Genomic DNA, 25236 nt, shown 5'->3' on the forward strand with positions numbered 1-25236 from the left:
CGACGGACCTTTCAGGGGCCGTCGCCGAAGCGCCGCGGGCCGGCCGGTGTCACCACGGCGTCCACGGGGTGGTCGTGCGGTTCCTCCGGGACCCGCGCGGTCACCTCGTCGTCGTACAGCAGGACGATCAGCGCGGGGCGCGCCCCGGCCGCCGCGAGGCGGGCCAGCACCCGGTCGTAGCTGCCGCCGCCGCGGCCGAGCCGCATCCCGCGCCCGTCCACGGCGAGGCCCGGCAGCAGCACCGCGTCGGCCTCCAGGACGGCGTCGGGGCCGAGCGGCGCCCCGGCGGGCTCCAGCAGTCCGCGCCCGGCCTTCCTGAGGCCCTCCGCGCCTTCGTACGGCGCCCAGTCCAGGTCGTTGTCCGCCAGGAGCACCGGCAGCAGGACGCGTACGCCCCGCGCGCGCAGCGCGTCCAGCAGGGCGCGGGTCCCCGGTTCGCTCCCCACCGAGACATACGCGGCGACGGTGCGGGCCCCCGCGACCTCCGGGAGTTCCAGCGCGCGACGAGCCAGAACCGTGGCGGCCCGCTCGACGTCCTCGCCGGTCAGAAGGCGTCGCGCGGCGAGCAGTTCACGCCTCAGTAGTGTCTTTGCGGACATGTCGGTGTTCAACGGGGCACCCATAGATCTCTCTTACCGGCATATTTGAGTACAAAGTTAACCGGAGCCTCATCTTCCGCCCATGCGTGACCGTTAAGGTTCTGCGCATGACTCAGTCGAACCACGGGATCAGCAAGGCTGTCATCCCGGCGGCGGGCCTCGGCACCCGCTTCCTGCCGGCCACCAAAGCCACTCCCAAAGAGATGCTGCCTGTCGTCGACAAGCCTGCCATCCAGTACGTCGTCGAAGAGGCGGTCGCCGCCGGACTCTCCGACGTGCTGATGATCACCGGTCGCAACAAGCGCCCCCTGGAAGACCACTTCGACCGTAATTACGAGCTGGAGTCCGCGCTGACCCGCAAGGGCGACGCGGAACGGCTGCGCAAGGTCCAGGAGTCGAGCGATCTCGCCACCATGCACTACGTCCGCCAGGGCGACCCGAGAGGCCTCGGCCACGCGGTGCTGTGCGCGGAGCCGCACGTCGGCGACGAGCCGTTCGCGGTCCTTCTGGGCGACGACCTGATCGACCCGCGCGACCCGCTGCTCTCCCGCATGGTGGAGATCCAGGAGCGCGAGGGCGGCAGCGTCATCGCGCTCATGGAGGTCCCGCCCGAACTGATCCACCAGTACGGCTGCGCGGCCGTGGAACCGACCGCCGAGGCCGACGTGATGCGGATCACCGGCCTGGTCGAGAAGCCCGAACCGGCCGACGCGCCCAGCAATCTCGCCATCATCGGCCGCTACGTCCTGGACCCCGCGGTCTTCGGCATACTGCGCAGGACCGAGCCGGGCCGCGGCGACGAGATCCAGCTGACCGACGCCCTCCAGCTCCTCGCCGAGGACGAGAAGGCGGGCGGCCCGGTGCACGGCGTCGTCTTCAAGGGCCGCCGCTATGACACCGGTGACCGGAGCGATTACCTCCGTGCCATTGTCAGACTCGCGTGCGAACGTGAAGACCTGGGCCCGGACTTCCGGACCTGGCTCCGCAGTTACGTCACCGAGGAGATGTAGCACCTTGAGCAGCACGATCTGGTCGGTGGACGAGCACCTGGAAGACATCCTTGCCGCGGTGAGGCCGCTCGAACCCATCGAGCTGCAACTGCCCGAGGCCCAGGGCTGCGTCCTGGTCGAGGACGTCGTGGTGGAGATCGCCCTGCCGCCCTTCGACAACAGCTCGATGGACGGGTACGCGGTCCGCGTCGCCGATGTGGAGGGCGCCACCGAGGAGTTCCCCGCCGTCCTCACCGTCATCGGGGACGTCGCGGCGGGCGACGCCGGACTGAGCGACGACCAGCGCGTGGGGCCGGGGGAGGCCGCCCGCATCATGACGGGCGCCCCGCTCCCGGCCGGCGCCGAGGCCGTGGTCCCCGTGGAGTGGACCGACGGCGGCACGGGCGAAGGTCCCGCCGCCACGATGCGTGCCCACAGCGACGCCCCCGAGGGCGCGGCCGGCGAGGTCCGCGTCCACCGCCCGGCGGAGGCCCGCGCCCACGTCAGGGCCCGCGGCAGCGACGTACGGCCGGGCGACCTCGCGCTGCGCGCGGGGTCGGTGATCGGGCCGCCCCAGATCGGCCTGCTCGCCGCGATCGGCCGCTCGACGGTCAAGGTACGGCCCCGCCCCCGCGTCGTCGTCATCTCCACCGGCAGCGAACTGGTGCAGCCCGGCGAGGAGCTGACCGGCGGCCAGATCTACGACTCGAACAGCTTCGCGCTGACGGCCGCCGCGCGTGAGGCCGGAGCGATCGCCTACCGGGTCGGCGCCGTCTCCGACGACGCCGAGACACTCCGGGCCACGATCGAGGACCAGCTGATCCGCGCGGACATCGTCGTCACCACCGGCGGCGTCAGCGTGGGCGCGTACGACGTCGTCAAGGAGGCCCTGTCCTCCGTGGGCGACGAGGACGAGCCCGGCGGCGGCGTCGACTTCCGCAAGCTCGCCATGCAGCCGGGCAAGCCGCAGGGCTTCGGCTCCATCGGCCCGGACCACACCCCGCTCCTGGCGCTCCCGGGCAACCCGGTCTCCAGCTACGTCTCCTTCGAACTCTTCGTACGACCGGCGATCCGCACCCTGATGGGCCTGCCCGACGTGAACCGCCCGACCGCCAGGGCCTCGCTGGTCACCGACAAGGCCCTGTCCTCGCCGGCCGGCAGGCGGCAGTTCCTGCGCGGGACGTACGACGCGGAAGCGGGCACCGTGACCCCCGTCGGCGGCTCCGGATCGCATCTCATCGCGGCTCTCGCCCAGGCGGACGCGCTGATCGTGCTGCCCGAGGACGTCACTTCCGCGGAGCCCGGCGCGGACACCGAGGTGATCCTGCTCCGCTGACCGGCGCCCGGTGGCGGTACGGTATCTGCCGCTGTGCCTTCCGGGGGACACCCCCCGGACCCCGGACCTGCACCCCGGTGCAGCACCCGGGGCAACCGGCGCCCTACCGCTAGGCGGAGTTAGTTGAGTACGCAGAACAGGCTGACGCACATCGACGAGGCGGGGGCCGCCCGCATGGTCGACGTCTCCGCGAAGGACGTCACCGCGCGCGTCGCCCGGGCCAGCGGCCGGGTCCTCGTCTCCCCGCGTGTCATCGAGCTGCTCCGGGGCGAGGGGGTTCCCAAGGGCGACGCCCTCGCCACCGCGCGCATCGCCGGGATCATGGGGGCCAAGCGCACCCCGGACCTGATCCCGCTCTGTCACCCCCTCGCCGTCTCCGGCGTCACGGTCGACCTCGCCGTGGCCGACGACGCGGTGGAGATCACGGCGACCGTGAAGACCACGGACCGCACGGGCGTGGAGATGGAGGCGCTGACCGCGGTGTCCGTCGCCGCGCTCACGGTCGTCGACATGATCAAGGCGGTCGACAAGGCCGCGGTCATCACCGACGTCCGGGTCGAGGCGAAGTCGGGCGGCAAGTCCGGCGACTACCGCCGCACCGCGCAGGCCGGGGCGGACGCATGAGCGCCCGGGTGACGGATTCCGGCTACCGCGCCCTCGTGGTGACCGCGTCGAACCGGGCCTCCGCCGGGGTCTACGAGGACAAGGGCGGCCCGCTGATCGTCGAGGCGCTGGCCGGGCTGGGCTTCACCGTCGACGGGCCGCGGGTCGTGCCCGACGGCGAACCGGTCGAGCGGGCGCTGCGGGACGGGGTGGCCGCCGCGTACGACGTCATCGTGACCACCGGTGGTACGGGTGTCTCGCCCACCGACCAGACTCCCGAGGCCACGGCCAACGTTTTGGACTACGAGGTCCCCGGCATCCCCGAGGCGATCCGCGCGGAGGGCCGGGACAAGGTCCCCACGGCCGCGCTCTCACGCGGTGTGGCCGGGGTGGCAGAACGTACGCTCGTCGTCAACCTGCCAGGCTCCACCGGCGGGGTGCGCGACGGGCTCGCGGTCCTGAGCCGACTCCTGGTGCACGCCGTCGACCAACTCCGCGGCGGCGATCACCCCCGACCGGGGAGCCCGAGCTGAACGTCCCGACCTGGCCGGTGATCCTGGTGGACGGCGACGTCGCCCTCCGGCCGATAAAGATGCGCGACCAGCGCATGTGGCGCGAGGTCAACCGGCGCAACCGGGACTGGCTGCGCCCCTGGGAGGCGACCGTGCCCCCGCCCGCCCCCGGCGGACCGGTCGCCCAGCGCCCCACGTACCGCCAGATGGTCCGCCATCTGCGATCCGAGGCCAACGCCGGCCGGATGCTGCCGTTCGCCATCGAGTACGAGGGCCGTCTGGTCGGTCAGTTGACGGTGGCCGGGATCACCTGGGGTTCGATGTGCTCGGGCCACGTCGGCTACTGGGTGGACCAGGAGGTGGCGGGCCGGGGCGTGATGCCGACCGCGGTCGCCCTCGCCGTCGACCATTGTTTCCGCGCGGTCGGACTGCACCGCATCGAGGTGTGCATTCGCCCCGAGAACGGGCCCAGCCGACGGGTCGTGGAGAAACTCGGATTCCGCGAGGAGGGGATCCGGCCCCGCTATCTGCACATCGACGGCGCCTGGCGGGACCACCTGATCTACGCGCTCACCGCGGAGGAGGTGCCCGACGGCCTGCTCCGGAGGTGGCGCCGGGCGCGTCCGGAGCGCCCCGAGCGGCCGGAGTACCGCTAAGAATGAAATATCTGTTCGAAATTGATCGGGCGATGACCGCTAACGGACGCGCAAACGCCGACTGTTGATCCGAACAATCACAAAAAAAGTCCGTGATATCAGCCGGATCGTGCGACACACCGCGCCAATTGGCGGATGCCTCCAGGCAAACCCCTCTACGGTGTGAGATGTGAGCAGCAGCGGCCTCATCTACGCAGTCATTGTCGGGGCCTGGGCCGCCTACTTGGTACCGATGTGGCTCCGCAGGCAGGACGAGCTCAACGAAGCCCGTCCGACGGAACGCTTCAGCACCGCCATCCGGCTGCTGTCCGGACGGGCGGCGATGGAGCGCCGGTACGCCAAGGAGCTGCGGGAGCGCACCGACGAGGAGGCGGCGCCCGACGCCGACCCGGATGTAGTCACGGACCGAATGGATTCCGTCGACGTCCGGGCCTTTTCCGCGCCTCCGGCGCACACCGAGGCCCGGGTCCACGACCCGGCTCGTACGCCGGAGCACTCCGCCCAGGAGCGCGCGGCGCAGAAACGCCCGGCGCGCGACCGCCCCGATCCCTCCCTCGATTCCTCCGCCCCCGCACCCGCCTCCACCCGGCGTCCGCGCCCCGGTGGAATCGACGCGGAGCGCGCCCGGCGTGCACAGCGCCTCCAGGTCCTCGCGCGCCGCCGGCGCACCACCGTGGTCCTCTTCCTCGGCTTCACGCTCGGCGCGGTCGTCGCGGCGGTCGGAGGCCTTCGCTTCCTCTGGGCACCGGCGGTCCCCGCCGTGCTGCTGAGCACGTACATCGTGCATCTGCGCGCGCAGGAGCGTCGCAGGTTCGCCTTCACCATGGACCGGCGCCGGGCGGAGGTCGCCGCGCAGCGGCTCCGCGAGAGCCGCCCGCGCCGCCACCAGCCGGCCGCGACGGCCCCCGCCGACGCCGACGAGGACCCCGAAGCCCGCCACCCCGCACCCGAGCCCACCCCCACGGTCTCCCCGCAGGAGGCGGGCCGCCGCGCCCTGGTCGAGCAGACGGACCACGCGGAATGGGTCGACCAGCAGCGTGAGCGCGGCCGGGTCCAGGGCGACAGCTGGGAGCCCGTCCCGGTCCCGCTGCCCACCTACGTCACGGCCCCGGTCGCCCCGCGTGCCACGGGCGGCATCGAGGTCGGCAACCCGGAGACCTGGAGCGCGGCCCGCTCCTCCTCCGCCGAACCCGCCCAGCCCGCCACCCCGCAGCCCGCGGCACCCCCGGTGGACCCGGCGCCCCGCCAGCGCTCCGCCCAGTCCCGCCGCGCCCGCGACCGCGGCCGGACCCCGCTCTTCGACCAGTACGACGAGGACGACCGCCCCCGCGCGGCCAACGAGTGAGACGGCCACCCCGCCCGCTGCGACACCGGCTCGGCTGACCAGCGCGGAATGGATTTCCGAGCACCCCGGTCGGGGTGCTAAAGTTTCACTCGTTGCAAGGGCCTGTGGCGCAGTCTGGTAGCGCACCTCGTTCGCATCGAGGGGGTCTGGGGTTCAAATCCCCACAGGTCCACCTGCACGACTGTTCCTGAGTCAACTCAGGAAGAGTTCACAAGATCCCGTCCGATCTGATTGATCGGGCGGGATCTTGGCGTTTCCGGGGTCGGTTCGAGGAGTGATCCGAGCGCGATCGGTGCCGGAGGCGGTTGCCTGGCGGTCGTCGGCCTGATGTTTCGGGGTGGTTCGGGTGCGTGAGGCGTTTCCGGGCTGTGGGCGGGCGTGCTTGATCCCGGCCTGTGCTGCTGGGGTCCCAGATGGTCCTGGGGACGCGCATGAGGAGCGTTCCGGCCGGCCCACGTTTCCAGGTTCTTCAGGCGGGTCCGTAGCATTGCTCGACGGCGGCATCGCCCTGGTCGACAAGGTCCTCGTACACCCCGACCTTGAACCTGATCAGGTCCAGGGACTCGGTGAGCCGGCCGATCTGGGCCGTGACCCTCTCCTGGTGCTCACGCATGAGCGCGAGCCGCTCTTCCGCGTTGCCGGCGCCTTCTCGGACCAGGTCGGTGTAGCGGCGAAGCACGGTCAGGGGCATGCCTGAGGCGCGGAGAATGATGCAGACCGTCAGCCAGTCCACGTCGTCCTGGCCGTAGACACGGCGTCCGCCGGGGCCGCGCCGCACTGCGTTGACGAAGAGGCCCTCCTGCTCGTAGAAGCGCAGGGCGTGCACGCTCAGACCGGTGCTCTCGGCGACCTGTCCGATGCTCAGACTCGTGGGGACCTCGACCATGCCGCTCAGGGTAACGGGGTTGATCTAGAGGGGACTCTAGTTCCTAGGGTGCCTCGTGCGGCCGACGCTTCCGTCGTCCTGCGTGATCGGCCAGTAGGGGAGCACCGCCATGCGCTATCGCACGCTCGGCAGAACGGGCATCGAGGTCAGCGTCCACTGCCTCGGCACCATGATGTTCCAGGAAGGATGCAACTCCGACCACGACGACTGCGCCCGCATCATCCACACCGCCCTCGACCAGGGCGTCAACTTCGTCGACACCGCCGACATGTACGGGCGGGGCGAGTCCGAGGAGATCGTGGGCAAGGCGTTGCGGGGGCGTCGTGACGACGTCGTGCTCGCCACCAAGGTCCACTTTCCGATGGGTGAGGGTCCCAACCGCGGTGGAAATTCCCGGCGGTGGATCCTCAAGGCGGTCGAGGGCAGCCTCCGGCGCCTGAACACCGACTGGATCGACCTCTACCAGATCCATTTCCCCGACCACACGACCGACATCGAGGAGACCCTCTCCGCCCTCGACGACCTCGTGCGCCAGGGGAAGATCCGCTCGTTCGGCTGCTCGAACTACCAGGCCGAGGAGATCGTCGAGGCGCACCACGTGTCCGAGCGCCGCGGCCTGGGCCGCTTCCGTACCGACCAGCCGCCCTACTCGATCCTGGCCCGCGGCATCGAGTCCTCGCTGCTGCCGGTCTGCGAGCGCTACGGCATGGGCGTACTGGTCTGGAGTCCCCTGGCCTTCGGGTTCCTCACCGGCAAGCACCGCAAGGGCAGGCCATCGGACCTGGGGACCGGCCGGGCCGCGATCCGGCCGGCGAACTTCGATCCCGCGGTCGCCGCGAACGCCGCGAAGTTCGACGCCGTGGAACAGCTTGTCGAACTGGCGGAAAGCATCGGCTGCACCCTGCCACAGCTCGCGGTGGCCTTCACCGTGGCCCACCCGGCCGTCACCTCGGCCATCATCGGACCGCGGACGATGCAGCAGTTGGAAGACCTGCTCAAGGGTGCCGCGCTCACCCTGGACGATGCGACGCTCGACCGGATCGACGCCATCGTGCCGCCCGGGACGAACCTGTACAACCCCGCCGCCTCGTTCCCGCCGCGCACGCTGACCGAGACCGCGCTGCGCCGCCGCCCGCTCGCCGAGCGCGCCGCAGCCTGAGGGCGGCGGGGCGGGTCCGGTGGCAGGGTCCGTGGGCCGTCCGTCAGCCTTCAGAGGCCGGACACGATGGCGGTGGAGGAGCGGGGGAGGGGGGAAGTCACCGGCCGAGCCGAGCGGCCAGGAACACCGCCGCCACCGAGGGGCGGACGGCGTACGTCGCCCCCGCGCTTCCGTCAGGGGCTTCCCACCAGTAGAAGGGGTACCGCCGCCCACTGTTGCCGTAACCCTTGCTCATCCCGGACAGCACACCTGCCACGCGGCGGGCCGGATTGCCCTCAACCGGCCCGCCCAGGGCCTTGTCCACCAGTTCCGTGCAGTGGACCATCCGGCCGGGGTTGCGCAGCAGGTAGTCGAACACCTGCTGGGCCTGTGGCGTGAGCTCGGCCAGGAACGCCGCGGCACGCTCCAGGTCCTGTGGTCCCCATTCCGGGGCACCGGAGTGCCCCGTGCCACCGGAATGCTCGGCCCAGCGGGAATCACCCTCGGACAGATACACCGTCACATCCCATCCCCGGCTTCCTGTTGGGGTCATCATTCTGCCTCGGCCCATGGGTGCGCGGCACGGGGCTTCTGCGTACCTGACCGGCCTCACGTCCGACGCCCCTGTCAGTACCCCCGATTAGGGTGCCTCCCATGGACGAGGGACTGCTTTCCCGGGGTCACATCGAGCGGCTGATCCCTTTGCTGGGGGACCCGGACCCCGAGGTCCGGCAGAACACGGTCCGGGCACTTCGGGAGATCGGCACCGCGGCCGTGCCCCACCTGCGGCGCGTGCGCAGTCGGCCGGCACCCGGCCCCGGGGTGCGAGCGGGGGCGCTGGAGGTGCTCGCCGACATCGCGGGGCCGGACGGCCTCGACTCCAGGGACCAGGAGGCCTGGCGCCGTCTGTCACGGATCAAGCTACTGGCCGAGACGCCGGTCGGCATGCGGCTGTGCGGGGCCTGGTACGCGGTGCCGACCGCAGACCAGGACGCGGTGCTGGCAGCGTTCGATCTCGGCAACCCGCAGCCGGCCACGCTCCGGACCGGCGAGGCGGTCTGGCACCGCGTCTACCACAGCTGGGAGCAGAACCGTCCGCACTCCGCCTGCTCCCGCGTCTTCGTCAGTCCCGCTCTGGACGGCTGGACGCTCGTCTTCGGCCACTCCTCCCAGGACACCCACCGCATTCAGGACGCGGACGACCGGGAAGAGGTGTTCGGCCTCGTCGTGAGGGAGCGGTGTGCCGAGCTCAGCCGCCGTTTCGGATCGGCCCATTGGTACGGGGTGAGCGGCGGTGACGGCTGGACCGCCTGGTGCATTGCCGAAGACGGAGAAGTCGTCCGTCACTACGACGCCTTCGACGCCGAGGAGAACGGCGATGGCGGTCCCGCGCATCCGGCCGAAACCGGCTACCTCCTGCCGCACCAGGAGAACGGCTTTCCCCGAGGCGCCTTCGACGGCGTGAACGCCGCAGACGCCGATGCGGTCGTCGCCCGGTACCGCCAGGTGAAGGAGGACCTGCGGATACCCGACACCTGTTACGCCGACGACATCGCGGCGCGGCTGTCGGTCGACCCCAGGGCTCTGGGGACGCATACGAGGACTTCGGGCCAGGGGGCCCTTGCTCTCACCGCGTGCGGCCGGGAACACGGCCATCCCGCAGGGGCGTTGCCCGTGTAGTGCGTTCGTAGAGGGTCTGCCCTCATGGACATGCACGCGGAGGGGACTGCGGAGGGGACTACGGCACGTCGGGGTCGCGTGCGCTCCAGCCCGGTGCGTCGAGCCGGATCGCATGGTCGCCCACGAGCGATCGGAGCGCCTCCTCGAGTGCGGAGACCGACGAGGCGCCCACCTGCTCCTCCCATTGCTCACGCAGCTCGTCGAAGATCGCTTCGCCTTGTGCCAGCAGTGCGAGTCCGTGATCGGTGACGCGAAGTCGTGTCCGTCGGCCGTCGGCCGGGTCGGGCCGGCGCGCCACGTAGTCGCGTTCCTCCAGTACGGCGAGCGTCTTCGCGGCGGCCTGCCTCGTCACCGACATCCTGCGGGCCAGCTCGGACACGCTGTCCGCGCCGGACAGGATCGAGTGGAGGGCGAAATCGTGCACCGTCCGCACGTCCTCGTGCCCGCGCTCGGCGAGCTCGGCGGTGGCTCGGTCCGCCAGGGTGCGGAAGCCGGCGAGCAGGAGCAGCGCGAGATCGGCGCCTGATCTGGACATGCGGCCAGCATACGGTCACCGTTGACATGGGTAACCTGGTTGCCTATCTTGATTGGCAACCAGGTTGCCTATGTGGGAGCTGCTTGTGACCCTCACCATGCCCTCCGGTGCGACCCTTCCGGGCGCCACCCACCACCTCGCCGACGTCAACGGCACGCAACTGCACTACGTCTCCGCCGGCTGCGGCGGCTCCCCGATCCTGCTGGTTCACGGGTGGCCGGAGACGTGGTGGGCGTTCCGCAAGCTGATTCCGCTCCTCGCCCGGACCCACCGGGTCCTCGCCCTCGACCTTCGCGGGTTCGGCGACTCGGGCAACGCCGACACCGAGTACGGCGAGGCGGTTTCCGCCGAGGATCTGCACCATCTCGTCGGACAGGTCGGCGCGGGTCCCGTTCACCTCGTGTGCCAGGACATCAGCGGCGGCACGGGCTTCCGCTTCGCGGCGACTCACCCCGAGGACGTCATCAGTTTCACCGGGATCGAGACCGCCCTGGCCGGCTACGGATTCGAGGCTCTTGCCGATGTGAACAACCGCGGTTCCTGGCACGTCGGATTCCTCGGCGCCCCGGGCATACCCGGAATGCTCCTTCCGGGCCACGAACGAGAGCTCCTGGCCGACTGGGCCTTCCCGTTGATGAACGGGACGGAGGGCGCCCTCGGGGAGGGCGATATCGACGAGTTCGTCCGGACCTACGCGCGCCCGAACGCCTGGCGGGGTACGGAGGGGCTCTACCGGGGCGTCCTTTCCGACGGAGGTGCGACCCAGGCGCTTGCCGAGTCGCACCCGATCGCCGTACCGGTGCTCACCGTTGAGGCGGCGGGCCATGGACGGATCACCGAGAGGACCTTCCGGCAGGTGGCCGCCGGTGAGGTCACCGCGGTGCACCTTGAAGGGGTCGGCCACCTCATCGCGCAGGAAGCCCCCGAAGCACTCGCTGCCGCCCTCCTGGAGTTCACCGGAAGGATCGACAGCCCTTAGCAGCAGGCCTGAGCGTCATCGGGCCGGGGCACTGAACCGGGCCGAGTCCGAGCCGGGCCCCGGGCACGGGCCCGGCTCGGACGTTGCCGGCGGGGTGGTCAGCCCTCGGCCCGGTCCACGCGCCAGCCCACCATGCCCGTGGCCCCCGGCAGTGCCGCCGTATCGATGCGGACCTTGCCGGACGAGGCGGCGAGTTCCTGGCTGAACGGGACGCCGTCGCAGGACACCGTTCGGCGGACGGGGCTCTTCAGGGCGATGGACAGCGTGATCCTCCCCGATCCGGCGCAGACGACCGCCACCTCGTACGAGCTCCCCCGGTTCAGCTCCGGTTCGCTGTGGGAACCGTCACCGACCCGCTCCAGGCCCGCCTCGACGAATCGTGGCTCGTTCGCGCCGAGATCCGCCGTGCCGAGGGTTTCCCGAACCTGTCTGCCGAGTCGCTTCTCGGCGTCGGCCCGCGGTGCGGACGGGGACTCCGGTGACGTCGCCCGACCGCTCGACGAGGCGCTCGGCAGGCCCGGACCGTCGGAGACGCTCGTGCATCCCACGGCGAGGGAGAGGACCGCCGCGGAGACGCAGCCGAGCACGGAGCCGCGTCGTGCGAGGAGCGGGTGCGGCGTCATGAGTTGGTCGTCCAGTAGCGCCAGCCCGTCTCCTTGGTGGGGAGCTTCGCGGTGCCCGACCCGATCTTCACCTTGCCGCAACGGTCGGCACTGGTCTTGTACTTCGTCCAGTTCACCTTGTAGCCCCAGGAACCGTACTGAAGGTGCCCGTACTTCTTCGCCGGCACGGCGTGGGTGTAGTGGTGTCCGACGGTCACCCCCACCTCTCCCACCACCTTGACGCTGTACTCGGCCTTCACCTCGGCGAGCAGGACACCGGCGCTCACTCCCGCGGTGCCACTGACCTCGACGCCGATCTTGCCCGCCTTCTCGACGCTGACCCTGATGGATCCGCCCGGGCCGTCCTTGAAGCTGGTGCCGTGCCACCAGGACGGAACGTGGTAGCTCTTCTTGCCGCTCACCTGGACCCACTGCTTGACCGGGTTGTCGCAGCGGGGCACGACGAGTGCCCCGCTGCCCGTCGCGGCGTCGGCCGTGGTGGTCGCCGCCATGGCGAACGCCACCGCGGCAGTCGGAACGAGGACACGCCTCAGTACGGTGTTGTGCATTCAATTCCCCCTTGATGGATGCTCGGTTGACTGGTCAGGTCAACGAGGTCAGGGGAGAACCTACGGGCCCCGGAAGCGTTTATCGGGAGTCTGCCGGAATCTCTGAGGAAGAATTGAGGGAGGCCGGACGAATGCGGAGCCCGCGCTCTCAGTGCGCCCCGTCCAGCCGCCCCCGCTGCTCGTGGGTCAGTTCCAGATCCACCGCCGCCAGGTTCTCCTTCAGCTGCGCCACCGACGACGCCCCGGCCAGCGGGATCACGGGCAGTCGGCCGCCGATCTGCCAGGCCAGGACGACCTGGTTGATTCCGGCCCCCGTCTCCGCGGCGACCTCGCGCAGGACCCGGAGGCGGGCGGGCGTGCCGGGGTGGTCGTAGTCCTGGGGGAGCGGCTTGTCCGGGCGGGTGTACGCGCCGGCGAGCAGCGGCGAGTAGGCGACGAGGGTCAGGTCCGGCTCGGCGCGCAGGTAGCTGAGCAGTTCGGGCCCGGCATGGCCCAGGCTGCCGTCCTCGAAGAGAGGGCTGGGGACGTCGAAGCGGGGGCGCAGATGGCTGTGCTGGTACTGCAGCACCTCGTAGCCGGGCAGGCCGGCGGAGGCCGCGAGCGCCCGGGCGCGCTCCACCCGCCAGACGGCGTGGTTGCTGGCCCCCAGCAGCCCCACCGTGCCGGCCGCGCTCAGCTCCCCGAGCGCCTCGACCGTTTCGGCGAGCGGGACGGAGCGGTCCTCGATGTGGGCGTAGAGGACGTCGAGCCGTTCCACCCCGAGGCGTTCGCGGCTGCGCTCCGCGGCCTCACGGACCGCCTTCGCCGACAGGCCCTCCGGGTTGTCGACGAACCCGGTTCCGGGAGCGAGAGGTTCGGCGCCCAGCTTGGTGGCGATGACGATCTCGTCCCCGATACCGCGGCTGCGCCGCCACTTGCCGAGCAGGCGCTCGCTCTGGCCGCCGAGGCCGCCCTCGACCCAGTACGCGTAGTTGTCGGAGGTGTCGATGAACGTGCCGCCGGACTCGACGAAGTGGTCCAGGATCGCGAACGAGGTCTTCTCGTCGGTGACCGACCCGAAGAGCATGGCGCCGAGTGCGAGGACGCTCACCTCACGGCGGGTGGCGGGATCTGTGCCGATGGTGCGGTACTTCATGACGTTCCCCTCCGGTTCCGGTCACCGTCTTCGGGTGGCCGCGAAAGGGAGTGTGCTTGTTGAAGTGCACTTCAACGCAAGGGAGTCGAAAGGAAGTCGAAGGGGATCAGCCGCGGGGGCGGCAGCCGTCGCCTACGCTGAAAGCGTTTACCCGATCGTGAGATTCTCCGCACCGAGGAGCGACCAGTGACGGCGGACATACCCGAACCCCAGCCCCCGATCGACACCAGCAGGCCTCATCCCGCCCGGGTCTACGACTGGTTCCTGGGCGGCAAGGAAAACTACCCGGCGGACCAGGAGTTCGCGCGGACGCTGCCGGAGGAGACGCGTGGGAACGCCGCGCGGAACCGGGCGTTCATGCACCGGTCCTCCGCCTGGCTGGCGCGCGACGGGATCGACCAGTTCCTGGACATCGGGACCGGCATCCCCACCGAACCCAACCTCCACCAGATCGTCCAGGCGATCACGCCGACGGCCCGCGTCGTCTACGCGGACAACGACCCGGTCGTTCTGCGGCACGCGGAGTCACTCCTCGTCAGCGCCCCCGAAGGGGCCACCCACTACCTCCACGCCGATGTGCGGGAACCGGAGGTGATCCTGGAACGGGCAGCGCGGTTACTGGACTTCGACCGGCCCATCGCGCTCTCGCTGAACGCGCTGATGCACTTCCTGCCGGACGACCAGGATCCGTACGGCATCACCCGCACCCTCGTCGGCGCCCTGCCCACCGGCAGCTACCTGGCTCTTACGCACGGCACCGCCGATCAGCACCCGGAGCTGAGGCAGGAGACCGAGAAGGCGTACAAGAAGGGCGCCATCGCGTTGCAGATGCGTACGCGTGCCGAGGTCGAACCGTTCTTCGAGGGGCTGGAGCTCGTCGAGCCCGGGCTCGTTCCCGCGACCGAGTGGTACCGCGAGGAGCCGGCGCCGGTCGTCGAGCGCAGTGGCTTCTATGTGGGAGTCGGGCGGGTGGTCCGGTGAGCGGCCGGTTCACGGCGCAGGACGGCACACTGATCGCGTACGACGACCTGGGAGCGGCGGACGCCGAGCCGCCGCCCGTCGTCCTCGTGCACGGGCATCCGTTCAACCGGACCATGTGGCAGCCGCAGACCGACGCGCTGGTCGCGGCCGGGTACCGGGTGGTCGTGGCCGACCTGCGGGGGTACGGGGACAGCGGCGTCGTCCCGGGACGCACCCTGTTCGCTGTCTTCGCCGCGGACATCGCCGAGCTGCTGGACCACCTGGGCATCGCGCGGGCGGTCGTCGGCGGGGTGTCCATGGGCGGGCAGATCGCCATGGAGTTCCATCGCTCGCACCCGGACCGGGTGGCGGCGCTGGTCCTGGCCGACACCTCACCGGTCCCCGAGACCGAGGACGGCAAGGCGTTCCGCAACCGTCTCGCCGACCGGCTGCTCGCGGAGGGGATGGGCGGGTACGCGGACGAGGTGATCGACAAGATGCTGGCGCCGTACAACGTCACCGGGCTGCCGGATGTCGCCGCGCAGGTGCTGGGGATGATGCGCGGTACCGCTCCCGAGGGGGCGGCGGCCGCGCTGCGGGGCCGGGCCGAGCGGCCCGACTACCGCGACTCGCTCGCCGTTGCGGATGTGCCGGTCCTCGTCGTCGTGGGGGCGGACGACGTCTACACGCCCGTCGCGGAGGCCCGGATCCTGCACGGGCTGATTCCGGGCGCGGAACTGGTCGTGGTCGAGGGGGCCGGGCACCTGCCCGGTCTGGAGCGGCCCGAGGCGTTCAACGACGCGGTGGTGCGGTTCCTGGCGCGGGACAGGCCTTAGGGCCGGAGCGGCTTCGCGAAGCAGCGGCTGCTGTCGTACGTCCGGTAGTGCCCGAACTTCTCGCAGGGCGCGTAGCCGCTGGAGAGGTAGAGCGCGATCGCCTCGGGCTGCTGGTCGCCGGTCTCCAGCACCATGCGGGTGCGGCCCGCCGCACGGGCGTCGGCCTCCAGGGCGGCCAGGATGCGGCGGGCCAGGCCATGCCCGCGTCCCTCGGGTATCACGAACATCCGCTTGAGCTCGGCATCACCGTCCGAGTAGCCCTCGTCGTTGCGCTCCTGCGAGCGCCAGCCGCCGGTGGCGACCGGGCGGTCCGACGCGTCGTACGCGAGCAGGTACAGCCCGTGCGGAGGGTCGAACATCGTGGCGTCCAGCGGTGTGATGTCGCCCTCGTCCCCGTAGCGCTCGGCGTATTCGAGCTGCACCTGGTCGTTGAGTTTGACGGCGTCGGGGTGATCGTAAGGCCGCTGCTGGATATTCATGCGAATTATGGTACATGTATGCGACCGGCTGGGTCGGTATCGTGCCGGAATGCTCACCGTTACCAGCGTAAATGTGAACGGACTCCGTGCCGCCGCCAAGAAGGGCTTCGTCGAGTGGCTGGCGCAGACCGATGCCGATGTGATCTGCCTCCAGGAAGTGCGGGCCGAGCCGCAGCAGCTGCCCGAGGAGGTGCGTGAGCCCGAGGGCTGGCACACCGTCCACGCACCGGCTGCCGCCAAGGGCCGGGCCGGGGTCTCGCTCTACTCCCGCCGGGCGCCCGAGCGCGTACAGACCGGCTTCGGCGGATTCGGTGACGCGGGCAGCGAGGAGTTCGACGCGAGCGGCCGGTACGTCGAGATCGACCTGCCGGGCGTCACGGTCGCGAGCCTGTACCTGCCCTCCGGCGAGGTCGGTACGGAGAAGCAGGACGAGAAGGAGCGCTTCATGGCGGCCTTCCTGCCCTACCTCACCGGCCTGAAGGCGCGGGCCGCCGCGGAGGGCCGGGAGGTCGTGGTGTGCGGCGACTGGAACATCGCGCACCGGGAGGCCGACCTGAAGAACTGGAAGGCCAACAAGAAGAGCTCCGGCTTCCTCCCCGAGGAGCGGGAGTGGCTGACCCGGGTCTTCGACGAGGCCGCGTACGTCGACGTCGTACGCGCCCTGCACCCGGACGTGGAGGGGCCCTACTCGTGGTGGTCCTACCGCGGGCGCGCCTTCGACAACGACACGGGCTGGCGCATCGACTACCAGGTGGCGACGCCCGGTCTGGCCGGGCGCGCCGTGAAGGCCCTGGTCGAGCGGGCCGCGACGCACGGCGAGCGGTGGAGCGACCACGCGCCGGTGACGGTGGTGTACGAGCGGTAGGACGCGGTACGGCCTACGCCGGCGGCTGGGGCGGCTTCGCGTCGCGGCGCAGTCGCCGGTCCAGGGCCATGGAGAGTTCCGCGTCCACCACCGCGCGGGCCAGCGGGCGGAGTTGGGGTGGTTCGGCCTCCGTGCTGTGGGCGCGCAGGGTCGCGACGAAGAGGTCGGCCAGGGCGTCCGCGTGCTCGCGGACCCGGCGGCCGGAGGCGAGCACCTCGGCGAGCGGGACCCCTTCGCGTACGAGCTCGGCCGACACCTCCAGCAGGCGGCGGCTGATGTGCACGATCTCGTCGCCGTCCGTGCCGAGGTAGCCCAGCTCCATGGCTGTCGCCAGGTTCTCCGGCGTCGAGTCGTCCTTGAAGTAGTCCGCCAGCTGCTCGGGCGTGAGCCGGACCGGGGTCTCCTCGGTCGGTTCGCCCAGGCCCAGCACCTCGGCGACATCCCGGCCGCTCTCGAAGGTGCGGGCCAGGTCGGCGATGCCGGTGAGGGTGTGGCCGCGCTCCAGCAGCCCGGCGATGGTGCGCAGGCGGGCCAGGTGATGGTCGTCGTACCAGGCGATGCGGCCCTCGCGCCGGGGTGGCGAGATCAGGCCGCGCTCCCGGTAGAAGCGCAGGGTGCGGACGGGGATGCCGGCCTCCTTGGCCAGCTCCTCCATGCGGTATTCGCGGTGCTCGCGTCCTTCTGCCACCTCCGCACCCTATCGGCCTCCCCCGCGCGCGGGCCGCTTGTTGTACCGCCGGTAACTTTCCCTCGCCGCACCCCTACCCATCGGTACGAAGCTGCTCTACTCTCCCAACAATGCCAGTGATTGCTGGCAGAGTCGTGGGACGTACCGCAGGAGGCGGCAGTATGGCCGAGCACGAACATGTACGCGTGGCGGTGATCGGATCCGGGTTCGGAGGTCTGGGGGCCGCCGTCCGGCTGCGCCGTGAGGGCATCACCGATTTCGTGATCCTGGAACGGGCCGGATCGGTCGGTGGCACCTGGCGCGACAACACCTATCCGGGATGCGCCTGCGACGTACCGTCCCACCTCTACTCGTTCTCCTTCGCGCCCAACCCCGAGTGGCCGCGCACCTTTTCCGGGCAGCAGCACATCCGCGCCTATCTGGAGCACGTCGCGGACACCTTCGGGCTCCGGCCGCACCTCAGGCTGAACCACGAAGTGAGCCTGATGCGCTGGGACAACGACGAGCTGAACTGGGTCATCGAGACCGCGAACGGCGCCACGATCGTCGCCGACGTCGTCGTCTCCGCGACCGGCCCGCTCTCCGACCCGAAGATGCCCGACATACCGGGGCTCGCCGACTTCCCCGGCAAGGTCTTCCACTCCGCCCGCTGGGACCACGACGCCGACCTGGCCGGCAAGCGCGTCGCGATGATCGGCACCGGCGCCTCCGCCATCCAGATCGTTCCGTCGATCCAGCCCGAGGTCGGCAAGCTGACGCTCTTCCAGCGCACCGCCCCCTGGGTCATGCCCCGGATGGACCGGCAGATCAGCGGCGCCGAGCGCTGGCTGCACCGCACGCTCCCCTTCACCGGCACCGCGCGCCGCGGACTGCTGTGGGGGATACGGGAGTTGCAGGTCGGCGCCTTCACCAAGCACCCGAACCAGCTGGGCATGATCGAGCGGATAGCCAAGTCCAACATGGCGCGCTCGGTCAAGGACCCGGCGCTGCGGGCCAAGCTGACCCCCTCGTACCGCATCGGCTGCAAGCGCATCCTGCTCTCCAGCGCCTACTACCCGGCACTCGCCCAGCCCAACGTGGACGTGGTCGCCTCCGGTCTGAGCGAGGTCCGCGGCTCCACGGTCGTGGCGTCGGACGGTACGGAGGCCGAGGTCGACGCGATCATCTTCGGTACCGGCTTCCACGTCACCGACATGCCGATAGCCGAGCGGGTGGTGGGCGCGGACGGCATCACGCTCGCCGAGGCCTGGAAGGACGGCATGGAGGCGCTGCGCGGGACGAGCGCGGCCGGCTTCCCCAACTGGATGACGGTCATCGGTCCCAACACCGGGCTCGGCAACTCCTCCATGATCCTGATCATCGAGGCCCAGCTGAACTACATGGCCGACTACATGCGGCAGTTGAACGTGCTGGGCGGCCGCGTCGCCCTCGACGCGCGCCCCTCGTCCGTCGCGTCCTGGACCCGTCGCGTCCAGGAGCGGATGAAGCGCACGGTCTGGAGCACCGGCGGCTGCGACAGCTGGTACCTGGACGCCAGTGGGCGCAACACCACGGTCTGGCCGGGCACCACCGCCGAGTTCCGCAAGGTGACGCGGGAGGTCGACATCACGGAGTACCAGGTCGTACGGGCCAAGGCACCGCAGGACGTGCAGAAGGCCGCCACCACCGCCACCGTCACCGCCGTCACCGAGGAGGTGGCGGGATGAGCAGTCGCCGAGAAAGCGGCGGGATGAGCCGGCCGCTGCCCGTACGGGAACTGATGGCCGTCTCCGCCGACGGCTCCCGCATCCACGTCGAGGTGCACGGCCAGGACGGCGCCCCGGCCGTGGTCCTCTCCCACGGCTGGACCTGCAACACCCGTTTCTGGGACGCCCAGATCCGGGACCTCGCCGTCGACCACCGAGTCATCGCCTACGACCAGCGCGGCCACGGCACCTCGCCGTCGGCGGGGCGCGGGGGATACACCACCGAGGCGCTGGCCGACGACCTCGAAGCCGTCCTCGCCGCCACCCTCGCGCCCGGGGAGAAGGCCGTCCTGGCCGGGCACTCGATGGGCGGCATGACGATCATGTCGGCCTCGCGCCGGGCCGGGCTGCGCGAGCACGCGGCCGCCGCCCTGCTGTGCAGCACGGGCAGCTCCCGGCTGATCGCGGAGTCCCTCGTCGTGCCGATGCGGCCCGGCGCCGTGCGGACCCGGATGACGCGTGCGATCCTCGGGGCGCGGGCGCCGCTCGGACCGGTCACACCGGTCTCCCGCCGCATACTCAAGTACGGGACCATGGGGGCGGGTTCGGCCCCGGACCGGGTCGACGCCTGCGCACGGATCGTGCACGCCTGCCCGCGGGCGGCCCGGGTCGCCTGGGGGCACGTGCTCGCGGACCTCGATCTCGACGAGGGCGTACGGGAGTTGCGGGTGCCCACCGCGGTGATCGCGGGTACGGACGACCGGCTGACCCCGCCCGTCCACGCCCGGGCGCTCGCGGCGGCGCTGCCCGACTGCCTCGGCCTCACCGAACTGACAGGCATGGGCCACATGACGCCGGTCGAGGCGCCGGAGACCGTCACGGCGAAGATCCGGGAACTGGTGACCACGTACCTCCCGGTACGGGGTACGACCCACATCGACGGCAAGGAGGAGGTCGTATGAGCGGCAGCGGCAGGCGCGGTCTCGACGGACAGGTCGTCGTCGTCACGGGCGCGGCGCGCGGTGTGGGTGAGCTGCTCGCGCGCAAGCTCTCGGCGCGCGGCGCGACACTGGCACTGGTGGGCCTGGAGCCGGACGAGCTGAAGAAGGTCTCCGAGCGGCTGCACGGGGACAGCGACCACTGGCACGCGGACGTCACCGACCACGAGGCGATGGCGCGGGTCGCGCAGGAGGTCAAGGAGCGCTTCGGGAAGGTCGACATCGTCGTCGCCAACGCGGGCGTCGCCTCGGGCGGACCGTTCGTCGACTCCGATCCTGTGGCCTGGCGGCGGGTGATCGAGGTCAACCTGATCGGCGGCGCGGTGACCGGCCGGGCGTTCCTGCCGGTCCTGATGGAGAGCCGCGGCTACTTCCTCCAGATCGCCTCGCTCGCCGCGATCACCCCGGCGCCCATGATGACCGCGTACTGCGCCTCCAAGTCGGGCGTCGAGGCGTTCGCACACAGCCTGCGGGCGGAGGTCGGCTACCGGGGCGTGAAGGTCGGCGTCGGCTACCTCTCCTGGACGGACACCGACATGGTGCGCGGCGCGGACGAGGACGACGTGATGCGCGAGCTGCGCCAGCGGCTGCCGTGGCCGTCCAACCGCACGTACCCGCTGGGCCCGGCCGTCGACCGCATCGTGGCCGGCATCGAGCGGCGCTCCCCGCATGTGTACGCCCAGTGGTGGCTGCGCGGCATGCAGTCCGTACGCGGCTACCTGCCGAGCCTGATCGGTGCGGTCGGCCAACGGGAGATGAAGCGCTTCGGCCCCCGACTGGAGGGGGTCGGCAAGGGGCTCGTGGGTGCCGGAGGTGCGGCTGACCAGGACGAACGGGCGTCGCGGGCGGCGGCGGATACGCAGCGTAAGTGATCGAAATGCGTTGAATGTCCCAGCGTGTAAGTCTGGTCGAGGCCCCCACGGGGCCATCCCCACGCACCCCCACATAGGAGTGAACAGCATGGGCATCGCCGACCAGTTCAAGGACAAGGCGCAGGAGCTTGCCGACCAGGGTCAGAAGAAGATGAAGGACGGCAAGGGCCAGAACCAGGGCCAGAACCAGGGCCAGCGCCAGGGCCAGGGCCAGGACCGTCGCCAGCAGGCGAACGACCGGGCCCGTCAGGCGTCCGAGCAGGGTCGTGACCGCGCCCAGGGTGCGGCGGACGGCGTGCAGGAGCGCTTCGACCGTTGACGTCGCGTCTCTGAGCGTCGCGCGCTGAGGGGCGCACCCGGTTCGTTCCGGGTGCGCCCCTTCCGCGCGGTGCGGGTGCCTTACCTTGAGCGACCTCCGGCACCGCGCCCTCAGGTCACTGCTGTGCCGATGCCTTCGAAGGCCGAGCGTGGGGTTCCCGCGGGCCGCGCGACGGCAGGGTCCGGCTGAAGACGAGATTGGTGGTCGTGCTCCCGAACTCGGCCAGCGCGTCGACGATTTCCTCCAGGTGCGCCATCGATGTGGCCGCCACCTTCAGGACGTAGCAGTCGTCCCCGGTGGTACGCAGACACTCCAGGATCTCCGCCCGCTCCCCGAGCATCCGGTGCAAGGGGCTCGTGCCGGCTCCCGGGGTACTTCAGCCGCACGATCGCCAGCGCCACATACCCGGCCCGCTCCAGATCCACCTCGGCCCGGTACCCCGTGACGACTCCGGCCGCCTCCAGCCGCCGCACCCGCTCCGTCGTCGCCGACGCGCTCAGGTTCACCCGCCGGGCCAGCTCCGTGAACGCGATCCTGCCGTCCCGCTGGAGCTCGTCGAGGATCGCCCAGTCGGTCGCGTCAAGATTCTCGGCCATTCGCGCAGATTACCGGGTTATCCACGGGTGAACTCCGCCTGGACCGGCAGGAATCTCTTCTGGTGGGCCGTGCGACGTGGCTAGGCTCGACCGGGTGAAGATCGGAGTGAACGTCCCCAACTTCGGACCCGGCACCGACCCCGGCGTCCTGCACGACTGGGCCCGGACCGTGGAAGGCCTGGGCTTCGACCTGCTGATGCTTTCCGACCACATCGCCATCACACCGGACGTCGCCGAGCGGTATCCGGCGCCCTTCTACGAGCCCTTCACCACCCTGTCCTGGCTGGCCGGCCTCACCACCCGGGTCCGCCTCGGCACGACGGTCCTCATCGCCCCCTACCGGCACCCGCTGCTGACCGCCCGGATGGCGGCCAACCTGAACGCACTCAGCGGCGGCCGTCTCGTCCTCGGCGTCGGGATCGGCTGGGCGCGGCAGGAGTTCGCCGCCCTCGGCATCCCTTTCCAGCAGCGGGGACGGCTGACCGATGCCGCCCTGCGGGACCTGCGGGAGGCCTGGTCCGACACGGCCGCGTACGGAAGTGGGCAGATCCCGCTGTGGGTCGGCGGCAACAGCGATGCGGGCGTCCGCCGTGCCGTGCGCCTCGGTGACGCCTGGCACCCGTTGCGCTGCACGATGCCCTGGCTGCGGGAGGCCGCGGACCGGCTTCGTTCGGCCGCGTACGAACAGAGCCTCCCGGTTCCCGCCTTCGCTCCCCGGATCGCGCTCCGGCCCACCTCGACCCCGGTCACCGGCCCGGAACGCCTCGCCGGTGAGGGCACGATCGACCAGATCATGGACGACCTCGACCAACTACGGCTGTTGGGCGCCGACACGGTCGTCCTCGACCCGTACAACGGCGACCCCCGAGAGACGAGTAATCCACAACCGGCCCAGCAGGCACTCGCCACGGTGGCGGCACACCTGAACCTGAAGGAGCAGTCATGACCACGCCCGACGACCACACCCTCCTCCGGCGCGCCATCGCCCTCGCGGCTGAGGCGATCGAGAGCGGCAACCCGCCGTTCGGCTCGCTGCTGGCGGCCCCGGACGGAACGGTCCTGGCGGAGGACCGCAACACGACGCTCACCGACCGGGACATCACCGCGCACCCGGAACTGAAGCTGGCGCGATGGGCGGCGAGAGAACTGGACGCGCCCACGGCGGCCGCCACCACGATGTACACCAGCTGCGAGCCCTGCTCGAGGTGCGCGGCGGCCGTCCAGCAAGCGGGGTTGCGTCGCGTGGTGTTCGCCCTCTCCGGCGAACAGCTCCTGACCCTCAGGCCGGGCAACGGCCGCCCGCCCGTGCCGCAGGAGGGACCTGCGCTGCTGGAGGAGGTGCGGGCGGCGATGGAGCCGTATTACGCCTGAACACGCTCGTCCGGCGGTTCAGGACGCCTTGACGGCCTCGACGAAGGGCGCCCAGGCGGCCGCGTTCACGATGAGCACGGGGCCGTGGGGGCGCTTGGAGTCGCGGACGGGGACGAGGCCGGGGTGGCCGTCGGCGACTTCGAGGCAGTCGCCGCCGCTGCTATTGCTGTAGCTGCTCCTACGCCAGCGGGCGTCGCTCAAGTCGGTCTGGTTGCGCACCATTTCGGTATTCCTCTGCCGCGTCCTCGATCATGGCGAGGGACGCCTCCGGCGGCAAAGCGGCGGCCCTGAGGAGATCGTACGACCTCCGATACTGCTTCACGAGGGCCGGATCGTCGACGGTGTTTCCGTGGTGCTGGCCTTCCATGTAGACCAGTGGCGGTGCGTCCGTAAAGTCCAGGACCATGGCGTTGCCCAGCATCAGGGCGTGTGCTCCCGTGTTCCACGGAAGGATCTGCGTAAAGATCCGGCCGCGCCTGATGAGGGCGGCGACGTGGTCCAGCTGGTCCGCAAGGTGTGCCGACGGCAGGATCGGCAGGCGCAGCAGCGACTCGTGCAGGACCACCCAGTACTGCGGGGTCCTGTGACTCGCATCGAAGATCTGTGCCCGCTCCAGCCGTGCGCTGACCTTCTCGTCGATCTCCGAGGGGAGTTCAGGCGTGCGCTCTGCGCAGATCACGGCCCGGGCGTACTGAGCTGTCTGGAGCAGGCCGGGGAAGACGGTCGGTGACCACTGCTCGATGGACTCGGCGTGCTTCTCCGCCTCCAGCACGCGTTCGAAGTACTCCGCGTGCCCCCTACGCCTGGCCTTCCGCACGTCTTCACAACGCCGTTGGAAGAACCCGTCCGTCCCCAGCACCCGGTCCACATGCTGCGCCAGTTCCCTCGGCATCCGCCGATGCCCGTGCTCGATCTCGCTCAAGTACGTGATGCCGAAGAAGCTGCCGTCCGCCAGCTTCTCCAGGGTCAGGCCCGCTTCCTCCCTCTTGAAGCGCAGCTCCTTCCCGTAGAACTGCGGGACTCCCGCAGATCCGTCGATCTCCTTGCGTGTGGCCACTCTGCCGACCGCCTTTCGCGCTGTGCTCTGTGGAGCGGGAATCCCTTTTCACGGTAGAGGTCCCTACGGCAGCGTGTGAGGCGTTCGTCACAGACAGCAACGAAAGGTGTACGGCCCCTCATGAACGACTCGCAGTACGAGACGTACGACGTCGGCGCGGCCATCGACGCCCTGCGCGCCGCACTCACCGCGCACGGCATCACCCTCCCGTCCCTGGGCGTCGACCCCCTGACTTTCGCCGCCCGCACGACCCGGCCACCGCTGATCGCACTCGGCAACTGCAACGTGGAGACGGCACGTCGGCTGGCCGAGGTGCTGCGCCCGGCGGCCGGAGGATGACAGTGCTGCCGTTCACGGTGGACCTCCTCGCCGTGCCGAAGGCGGTGCCGGAGGTGCGGCGGACGCTGCGGGCGCGGTTCGCGGGCGCGGATACGACCGATCTGACGCTCTGCGTCAGCGAGTTGCTGACGAACGTGATCGTGCATCTCGGTGAGGGGGTCCCTGTCACGCTCCGGGTGAGCGGCACGCACACCGGCCGCGTCCGCGCCGAGCTGAGCGACCCCTCACCCGGCGTCTGGCCGGCGCTCCGGTCAGCTGACGCCGGTGACGAGTCCGGGCGGGGACTGTTGCTCGTGGACGCGCTGGCGCTGCGGTGGGGCGTGGAGCGGGGGCTGCACGGCAAGACGGTGTGGTGCGAACTGCGGGCGCCCGTCCGGCGCGCCGACGCCCCGTGGGCCGCGCCCAACTGCCGCTCGGGTCCGCTTCGCGTCCCGGTCCGGAAGCCGGTGGGGAGTTGAGAGCGAGGTGGCTGTGGTGGATGTGGCAGGGGCGGCCTTGCGCGCGTGCGTAGACGCACGGATCGCTTTCGACTCCGGGTTGGGCAACCGGCTCGGGGGCACTGCCGCTGCAGGATGCGAGGGGCTGGCTCGAACGCACACCTCAGCTG

31 protein-coding genes, 1 tRNA gene and 1 pseudogene are annotated in these 25236 nt (G+C 70.7%); 21 read left to right on the top strand and 12 right to left on the bottom strand.

From position 1 onward, the window contains the following. Positions 1–11: 11 nt before the first annotated feature. Positions 12–599 carry a 5-formyltetrahydrofolate cyclo-ligase gene (locus tag OG959_RS22735; protein ID WP_326661171.1) on the bottom strand — a complete coding sequence of 196 codons (588 nt, stop codon included), beginning with the start codon at positions 597–599 and terminating at the stop codon, positions 12–14. 107 nt (positions 600–706) lie between these two features. On the opposite strand from OG959_RS22735, the gene galU reads away from it, so the two are divergent. The 7 genes from galU to OG959_RS22770 all read left to right on the top strand — a co-directional run bounded on the left by galU (position 707) and on the right by OG959_RS22770 (position 6212). Then, on the top strand, positions 707–1609 hold the full coding sequence (gene galU, locus OG959_RS22740; protein ID WP_219572692.1) for a UTP--glucose-1-phosphate uridylyltransferase GalU: 903 nt from the start codon (positions 707–709) through the stop codon (positions 1607–1609). A gap of 4 nt (positions 1610–1613) precedes the next feature. Next, positions 1614–2924, top strand: a complete 1311-nt coding sequence (gene glp / locus OG959_RS22745; protein WP_326661173.1) for a molybdotransferase-like divisome protein Glp — start codon at positions 1614–1616, stop codon at positions 2922–2924. Between the two features lie 123 nt (positions 2925–3047). Beyond that, positions 3048–3548 (top strand): cyclic pyranopterin monophosphate synthase MoaC, encoded by a 501-nt coding sequence (gene moaC, locus OG959_RS22750; protein ID WP_326661175.1) that lies wholly within the window; start codon positions 3048–3050, stop codon positions 3546–3548. Then, positions 3545–4060 carry a MogA/MoaB family molybdenum cofactor biosynthesis protein gene (locus OG959_RS22755; RefSeq protein ID WP_326661177.1) on the top strand — a complete coding sequence of 172 codons (516 nt, stop codon included), beginning with the start codon at positions 3545–3547 and terminating at the stop codon, positions 4058–4060. Before moaC ends, OG959_RS22755 begins: the two co-directional genes overlap by 4 nt. Before the next feature lie 17 nt (positions 4061–4077). Then, positions 4078–4695 (top strand): GNAT family N-acetyltransferase, encoded by a 618-nt coding sequence (locus OG959_RS22760; protein ID WP_306070414.1) that lies wholly within the window; start codon positions 4078–4080, stop codon positions 4693–4695. Between the two features lie 169 nt (positions 4696–4864). Continuing rightward, positions 4865–6040, top strand: a complete 1176-nt coding sequence (gene sepX / locus OG959_RS22765) for a divisome protein SepX/GlpR (protein ID WP_326661181.1) — start codon at positions 4865–4867, stop codon at positions 6038–6040. Positions 6041–6138: 98 nt separating this feature from the next. Next, a tRNA-Ala gene (locus OG959_RS22770) sits at positions 6139–6212 on the top strand. Between the two features lie 297 nt (positions 6213–6509). Here the strand turns inward: OG959_RS22770 and OG959_RS22775 are convergent. Then, the gene (locus OG959_RS22775; RefSeq protein WP_326661183.1) at positions 6510–6926 is read right to left on the bottom strand and encodes a MerR family transcriptional regulator; all 417 of its coding nucleotides are present in this window, start codon (positions 6924–6926) and stop codon (positions 6510–6512) included. A gap of 109 nt (positions 6927–7035) precedes the next feature. Between OG959_RS22775 and OG959_RS22780 the strand changes: the two genes are divergently transcribed. Then, positions 7036–8085 (top strand): aldo/keto reductase, encoded by a 1050-nt coding sequence (locus tag OG959_RS22780; protein WP_326661185.1) that lies wholly within the window; start codon positions 7036–7038, stop codon positions 8083–8085. 97 nt (positions 8086–8182) lie between these two features. On the opposite strand, the gene OG959_RS22785 is transcribed toward OG959_RS22780, so the two are convergent. Beyond that, entirely contained in the window at positions 8183–8587 is a 405-nt protein-coding gene (locus tag OG959_RS22785) for a DUF6416 domain-containing protein (RefSeq protein ID WP_326661187.1), read from the bottom strand. Positions 8588–8718: 131 nt separating this feature from the next. Here OG959_RS22785 and OG959_RS22790 point away from each other — a divergent pair, with 131 nt between their 5' ends. Next, complete coding sequence (locus tag OG959_RS22790) at positions 8719–9744, top strand: HEAT repeat domain-containing protein (RefSeq protein WP_326661189.1); 1026 nt, start codon at positions 8719–8721, stop codon at positions 9742–9744. Positions 9745–9802: 58 nt separating this feature from the next. Here the strand turns inward: OG959_RS22790 and OG959_RS22795 are convergent, their stop codons facing one another. After that, positions 9803–10279, bottom strand: a complete 477-nt coding sequence (locus tag OG959_RS22795; protein ID WP_326661191.1) for a MarR family winged helix-turn-helix transcriptional regulator — start codon at positions 10277–10279, stop codon at positions 9803–9805. An 85-nt stretch (positions 10280–10364) separates the two neighbouring features. Here OG959_RS22795 and OG959_RS22800 point away from each other — a divergent pair, with 85 nt between their 5' ends. Next, positions 10365–11258, top strand: coding sequence for an alpha/beta fold hydrolase (locus OG959_RS22800; RefSeq protein ID WP_326661193.1), 894 nt, complete (start codon positions 10365–10367; stop codon positions 11256–11258). Between the two features lie 98 nt (positions 11259–11356). Here OG959_RS22800 and OG959_RS22805 read toward each other — a convergent pair whose 3' ends face one another. The 3 genes from OG959_RS22805 to OG959_RS22815 all read right to left on the bottom strand — a co-directional run bounded on the left by OG959_RS22805 (position 11357) and on the right by OG959_RS22815 (position 13564). Continuing rightward, positions 11357–11881: a hypothetical protein gene (locus OG959_RS22805; protein ID WP_326661195.1), complete on the bottom strand. Its 525-nt coding sequence runs from the start codon at positions 11879–11881 to the stop codon at positions 11357–11359. After that, on the bottom strand, positions 11878–12429 hold the full coding sequence (locus OG959_RS22810) for a hypothetical protein (protein WP_326661197.1): 552 nt from the start codon (positions 12427–12429) through the stop codon (positions 11878–11880). Before OG959_RS22810 ends, OG959_RS22805 begins: the two co-directional genes overlap by 4 nt. A 148-nt stretch (positions 12430–12577) precedes the next feature. Further along, positions 12578–13564, bottom strand: a complete 987-nt coding sequence (locus tag OG959_RS22815) for an aldo/keto reductase (protein ID WP_326661199.1) — start codon at positions 13562–13564, stop codon at positions 12578–12580. A 186-nt stretch (positions 13565–13750) separates the two neighbouring features. On the opposite strand from OG959_RS22815, the gene OG959_RS22820 reads away from it, so the two are divergent. Further along, on the top strand, positions 13751–14545 hold the full coding sequence (locus OG959_RS22820; RefSeq protein ID WP_326661201.1) for an SAM-dependent methyltransferase: 795 nt from the start codon (positions 13751–13753) through the stop codon (positions 14543–14545). Beyond that, on the top strand, positions 14542–15360 hold the full coding sequence (locus tag OG959_RS22825) for an alpha/beta fold hydrolase (RefSeq protein WP_442805610.1): 819 nt from the start codon (positions 14542–14544) through the stop codon (positions 15358–15360). The genes OG959_RS22820 and OG959_RS22825 overlap by 4 nt, the downstream gene beginning before the upstream one ends. On the opposite strand, the gene OG959_RS22830 is transcribed toward OG959_RS22825, so the two are convergent. After that, positions 15357–15839, bottom strand: coding sequence for a GNAT family N-acetyltransferase (locus tag OG959_RS22830; RefSeq protein WP_326661203.1), 483 nt, complete (start codon positions 15837–15839; stop codon positions 15357–15359). The two genes, OG959_RS22825 and OG959_RS22830, sit on opposite strands and share 4 nt — an antisense overlap. A 49-nt stretch (positions 15840–15888) precedes the next feature. Between OG959_RS22830 and OG959_RS22835 the strand changes: the two genes are divergently transcribed. Then, complete coding sequence (locus OG959_RS22835; protein WP_326661205.1) at positions 15889–16704, top strand: exodeoxyribonuclease III; 816 nt, start codon at positions 15889–15891, stop codon at positions 16702–16704. Positions 16705–16717: 13 nt separating this feature from the next. On the opposite strand, the gene OG959_RS22840 is transcribed toward OG959_RS22835, so the two are convergent. Beyond that, positions 16718–17359 carry a MerR family transcriptional regulator gene (locus OG959_RS22840; protein WP_326666551.1) on the bottom strand — a complete coding sequence of 214 codons (642 nt, stop codon included), beginning with the start codon at positions 17357–17359 and terminating at the stop codon, positions 16718–16720. A gap of 194 nt (positions 17360–17553) precedes the next feature. Here OG959_RS22840 and OG959_RS22845 point away from each other — a divergent pair, with 194 nt between their 5' ends. From OG959_RS22845 to OG959_RS22860, 4 genes are all read left to right on the top strand, one after another. Beyond that, positions 17554–19098 carry a flavin-containing monooxygenase gene (locus tag OG959_RS22845; protein ID WP_326661207.1) on the top strand — a complete coding sequence of 515 codons (1545 nt, stop codon included), beginning with the start codon at positions 17554–17556 and terminating at the stop codon, positions 19096–19098. Between the two features lie 23 nt (positions 19099–19121). After that, the gene (locus tag OG959_RS22850; RefSeq protein ID WP_326666552.1) at positions 19122–20039 is read left to right on the top strand and encodes an alpha/beta fold hydrolase; all 918 of its coding nucleotides are present in this window, start codon (positions 19122–19124) and stop codon (positions 20037–20039) included. Beyond that, positions 20036–20947, top strand: a complete 912-nt coding sequence (locus tag OG959_RS22855) for an SDR family oxidoreductase (protein WP_326661208.1) — start codon at positions 20036–20038, stop codon at positions 20945–20947. Before OG959_RS22850 ends, OG959_RS22855 begins: the two co-directional genes overlap by 4 nt. 88 nt (positions 20948–21035) lie before the next feature. Next, positions 21036–21266 (top strand): hypothetical protein, encoded by a 231-nt coding sequence (locus OG959_RS22860; RefSeq protein WP_326661209.1) that lies wholly within the window; start codon positions 21036–21038, stop codon positions 21264–21266. A 115-nt stretch (positions 21267–21381) separates the two neighbouring features. On the opposite strand, the pseudogene OG959_RS22865 reads toward OG959_RS22860, so the two are convergent. After that, positions 21382–21862 (bottom strand): annotated as a pseudogene (locus OG959_RS22865) (Lrp/AsnC family transcriptional regulator). A 94-nt stretch (positions 21863–21956) separates the two neighbouring features. Here OG959_RS22865 and OG959_RS22870 point away from each other — a divergent pair. Both OG959_RS22870 and OG959_RS22875 read left to right on the top strand, forming a co-directional pair. Then, positions 21957–22808 carry an LLM class flavin-dependent oxidoreductase gene (locus OG959_RS22870; RefSeq protein WP_326661211.1) on the top strand — a complete coding sequence of 284 codons (852 nt, stop codon included), beginning with the start codon at positions 21957–21959 and terminating at the stop codon, positions 22806–22808. Beyond that, positions 22805–23233, top strand: coding sequence for a nucleoside deaminase (locus tag OG959_RS22875; RefSeq protein ID WP_326661213.1), 429 nt, complete (start codon positions 22805–22807; stop codon positions 23231–23233). The genes OG959_RS22870 and OG959_RS22875 overlap by 4 nt, the downstream gene beginning before the upstream one ends. Before the next feature lie 18 nt (positions 23234–23251). Here the strand turns inward: OG959_RS22875 and OG959_RS22880 are convergent, their stop codons facing one another. Both OG959_RS22880 and OG959_RS22885 read right to left on the bottom strand, forming a co-directional pair. After that, positions 23252–23455 (bottom strand): DUF397 domain-containing protein, encoded by a 204-nt coding sequence (locus tag OG959_RS22880; protein ID WP_326661215.1) that lies wholly within the window; start codon positions 23453–23455, stop codon positions 23252–23254. Further along, positions 23412–24290, bottom strand: a complete 879-nt coding sequence (locus tag OG959_RS22885) for a helix-turn-helix domain-containing protein (protein ID WP_326661217.1) — start codon at positions 24288–24290, stop codon at positions 23412–23414. Before OG959_RS22885 ends, OG959_RS22880 begins: the two co-directional genes overlap by 44 nt. 120 nt (positions 24291–24410) lie before the next feature. Between OG959_RS22885 and OG959_RS22890 the strand changes: the two genes are divergently transcribed. Together OG959_RS22890 and OG959_RS22895 are read left to right on the top strand one after the other, a co-directional pair. After that, positions 24411–24629 carry a hypothetical protein gene (locus OG959_RS22890; protein ID WP_326661219.1) on the top strand — a complete coding sequence of 73 codons (219 nt, stop codon included), beginning with the start codon at positions 24411–24413 and terminating at the stop codon, positions 24627–24629. Further along, a complete protein-coding gene (locus OG959_RS22895; protein ID WP_326661221.1) occupies positions 24626–25087 on the top strand; it encodes an ATP-binding protein in 462 nt (153 codons plus the stop codon). Before OG959_RS22890 ends, OG959_RS22895 begins: the two co-directional genes overlap by 4 nt. Positions 25088–25236: the final 149 nt, after the last annotated feature.

The organism is Streptomyces sp. NBC_00385 (assembly GCF_035917155.1).
Taxonomy (GTDB): Bacteria; Actinomycetota; Actinomycetes; order Streptomycetales; family Streptomycetaceae; genus Streptomyces; species Streptomyces poriferorum.

Coding starts and splice junctions, on each gene's coding strand:
- OG959_RS22815 (WP_326661199.1), bottom strand. CDS start 13,564: ATGAAGTACCGCACCATCGGCACAGATCCCGCCACCCGCCGTGAGGTG.
- OG959_RS22855 (WP_326661208.1), top strand. CDS start 20,036: ATGAGCGGCAGCGGCAGGCGCGGTCTCGACGGACAGGTCGTCGTCGTC.
- OG959_RS22850 (WP_326666552.1), top strand. CDS start 19,122: ATGAGCCGGCCGCTGCCCGTACGGGAACTGATGGCCGTCTCCGCCGAC.
- OG959_RS22880 (WP_326661215.1), bottom strand. CDS start 23,455: ATGGTGCGCAACCAGACCGACTTGAGCGACGCCCGCTGGCGTAGGAGC.
- OG959_RS22755 (WP_326661177.1), top strand. CDS start 3,545: ATGAGCGCCCGGGTGACGGATTCCGGCTACCGCGCCCTCGTGGTGACC.
- OG959_RS22875 (WP_326661213.1), top strand. CDS start 22,805: ATGACCACGCCCGACGACCACACCCTCCTCCGGCGCGCCATCGCCCTC.
- OG959_RS22840 (WP_326666551.1), bottom strand. CDS start 17,359: ATGGAGGAGCTGGCCAAGGAGGCCGGCATCCCCGTCCGCACCCTGCGC.
- OG959_RS22860 (WP_326661209.1), top strand. CDS start 21,036: ATGGGCATCGCCGACCAGTTCAAGGACAAGGCGCAGGAGCTTGCCGAC.
- OG959_RS22780 (WP_326661185.1), top strand. CDS start 7,036: ATGCGCTATCGCACGCTCGGCAGAACGGGCATCGAGGTCAGCGTCCAC.
- OG959_RS22805 (WP_326661195.1), bottom strand. CDS start 11,881: ATGACGCCGCACCCGCTCCTCGCACGACGCGGCTCCGTGCTCGGCTGC.
- OG959_RS22790 (WP_326661189.1), top strand. CDS start 8,719: ATGGACGAGGGACTGCTTTCCCGGGGTCACATCGAGCGGCTGATCCCT.
- OG959_RS22835 (WP_326661205.1), top strand. CDS start 15,889: ATGCTCACCGTTACCAGCGTAAATGTGAACGGACTCCGTGCCGCCGCC.
- OG959_RS22775 (WP_326661183.1), bottom strand. CDS start 6,926: ATGGTCGAGGTCCCCACGAGTCTGAGCATCGGACAGGTCGCCGAGAGC.
- galU (WP_219572692.1), top strand. CDS start 707: ATGACTCAGTCGAACCACGGGATCAGCAAGGCTGTCATCCCGGCGGCG.
- OG959_RS22830 (WP_326661203.1), bottom strand. CDS start 15,839: ATGAATATCCAGCAGCGGCCTTACGATCACCCCGACGCCGTCAAACTC.
- OG959_RS22735 (WP_326661171.1), bottom strand. CDS start 599: ATGTCCGCAAAGACACTACTGAGGCGTGAACTGCTCGCCGCGCGACGC.
- OG959_RS22890 (WP_326661219.1), top strand. CDS start 24,411: ATGAACGACTCGCAGTACGAGACGTACGACGTCGGCGCGGCCATCGAC.
- OG959_RS22895 (WP_326661221.1), top strand. CDS start 24,626: ATGACAGTGCTGCCGTTCACGGTGGACCTCCTCGCCGTGCCGAAGGCG.
- OG959_RS22795 (WP_326661191.1), bottom strand. CDS start 10,279: ATGTCCAGATCAGGCGCCGATCTCGCGCTGCTCCTGCTCGCCGGCTTC.
- OG959_RS22845 (WP_326661207.1), top strand. CDS start 17,554: ATGGCCGAGCACGAACATGTACGCGTGGCGGTGATCGGATCCGGGTTC.
- OG959_RS22810 (WP_326661197.1), bottom strand. CDS start 12,429: ATGCACAACACCGTACTGAGGCGTGTCCTCGTTCCGACTGCCGCGGTG.